The following is a 1920-nucleotide window of genomic DNA, read 5'->3' as shown; positions in this document are numbered from 1 at the left end:
GTGGCTTCGGTGGGGTGGGGCGCTGGCCAGGTCGCTTGGGTTTGGTTGCCTGCTTCGTCGTAGGCGTACGTCTCGGTCCAGCCAGTGGCGCGGACCGTTGTCACGCGGCCTGCCGCGTCCAGGTCGAAGGTGCTCGGGCCGCTCAGACGGTCGTTTACGGCGGTGACGTTGCCGTCTGCTCGGTAGGTGTAGGCGCGATGCTGAACCGAGTTGTCGGTCACCCTGGTCCACGACTTTGAGGTCAGGCGGCCCAGCGCGTCCCATGTTGCCTATACGAAGTGTGTGTCTCGCGGCCTGGCGCACGTATGCGCAGGGCTGCCGCCGAGAGACGTGAGTGGGAACTACAGTGCGGCGAATCCCTCGTACTTCACCGCGTCGATGAAGGTTGCCCAGGCCACGGGAGTGGAGGTGATGGCGCCACGGCTGCGATCTTTGCTATCGCCCACTGCCATCAAGCCGTCGTCCGTGGACTGTGTCTCGACACAAGTCGGACCTTCACCAGAGCTGCACGACGACTTGTGCCATCGGCTCTCCGGCAGACCGTGACGTATCACGCGCGTGCCTCTTCACTCATGCTCAAGGTCTCGCACGATCGACGAGATCGGCTCCATGGACTGCCGCGACGATAGCGCTGCCGTCCGCAGTCCGTCCAAGGCCCTCCAGTACTTTTCCACGGTCGCATCCTCCTCCAGATACAGAGCACCGTCGAGATGGTCGGTATCGCGATGTCATGGTTCAAGGGATCGGGGTGCGAGTACAGAGCGAACGCGCCGCCCATACTCGTGTACGCGCCCTGAGAGCTAGACCAGGGGTCTCCGCTAAGAAGATGCCAGGATCTTTCGCTTCTCTGCTTCGAAAACCTCACGCGCTTGAGGCTCGTGATCGAAATATGATTCCCAGAACCCTGGCTGGCTCCACGGCTCGGGGCGCAACGCGAACGATCCTGTATCGAACTGAACGTAGCGCCACGTGGGTGGCAAGATGGGGGAAATTACGGTGAACAGCCTGCTGTCGAAAAGAGCGGGCCCTTCTCCTTCAGTGTGCTCGACGCGGAATAGTGCGCTCTTGCCGTGAGGTGCGAAAAGCTCGAGAATGACGTATTCCCCGCCTTCTTTGAGTGCATCCGCGCCTTGCAGGAGCCTGGCATCTGCAGTTCGGGGTGACTCGAATCTGGCGCGCATTTTATTGCTTCCTTCTGTCCATGACGACTTTATAGTCGTAATTCAGCATTCTGCCCGTCTCGGGGTTGTAGTAGTAGTGGACTTGGAAATTCCCGTATGGGGACTGATGTGTCCTGGTTGTGTATTTGCCCCAGTCGCTGAGATTACTGCCATCTGACGTCATGTAATGACGGGCTCCGGGATTTTGGATATCGTCACCAGGAATGATGCGACGTGATTCCGCGATCGCCTGCGGGGTGAGCCATCCGTTCTCGTTGAAGAGGGATTCGGCGGATTTCCTTCGGAGGTGATCGGCTAGTTTTTGTCCTTCGGCGGATCCGGGTATTAAGTTTTCGTTTGCGTCTTTCCCTTGCTTGCCGAGTTCGTTCAGGCACTTTGGGGCCAGGCCAAGTGGGTCTGTCCAAGTGTGAGGATTGTGGATGTAGATCGCTGGGTTGTCGGCGGGAAGTAGCCCCAAGGGATCGGGGGAGAGGTAGCGGGCGGAGTCTGGGTCGTAGTAGCGGTGGAAATTGTAGTGGAGGCCGGTTTCGGGGTCGAAGTATTGGCCTGGGAAGCGGAGGGGTGTGTAGGCGGTGCTGTTGGCGGCCCAGGTGGTGGTGCCCCAGAGGGTGGAGCGGGTGTGCCAGGCGATGGTGCCTGATTCGTCGACGAGTTCAGTGGGGGTGCCGACGAGGTCGGTGATGATGGCGAAGAATCGGGCGTCGATTTCGCGTTGGGTGGTTGCTTCGGTGATGCGTTC

General features: G+C 59.8%; 4 protein-coding genes and 1 pseudogene. All 5 read right to left on the bottom strand.

The genetic code is table 11. The features are described 5' to 3' along the window. A pseudogene (locus EEJ42_RS00255) lies at window positions 1-263 on the bottom strand (hypothetical protein); the annotation flags it as partial. A gap of 78 nt (window positions 264-341) precedes the next feature. Continuing rightward, window positions 342-554 carry a DUF397 domain-containing protein gene (locus tag EEJ42_RS00250; RefSeq protein ID WP_123098015.1) on the bottom strand — a complete coding sequence of 71 codons (213 nt, stop codon included), beginning with the start codon at window positions 552-554 and terminating at the stop codon, window positions 342-344. Between the two features lie 12 nt (window positions 555-566). After that, on the bottom strand, window positions 567-674 hold the full coding sequence (locus EEJ42_RS54380; protein ID WP_425472827.1) for a hypothetical protein: 108 nt from the start codon (window positions 672-674) through the stop codon (window positions 567-569). Window positions 675-818: 144 nt separating this feature from the next. Then, complete coding sequence (locus tag EEJ42_RS50120) at window positions 819-1181, bottom strand: hypothetical protein (protein WP_148081795.1); 363 nt, start codon at window positions 1179-1181, stop codon at window positions 819-821. A gap of 1 nt (window position 1182) precedes the next feature. Continuing rightward, window positions 1183-1920 (bottom strand): RHS repeat domain-containing protein (locus tag EEJ42_RS52150; protein WP_246095927.1); only part of this gene is annotated, 738 nt, incomplete at its 5' end.

This window comes from Streptomyces botrytidirepellens (assembly GCF_003721215.1).
GTDB classification, from domain to species: Bacteria; Actinomycetota; Actinomycetes; order Streptomycetales; family Streptomycetaceae; genus Streptomyces; species Streptomyces himastatinicus.
This window is presented reverse-complemented; position numbering and strand designations above follow the sequence as displayed.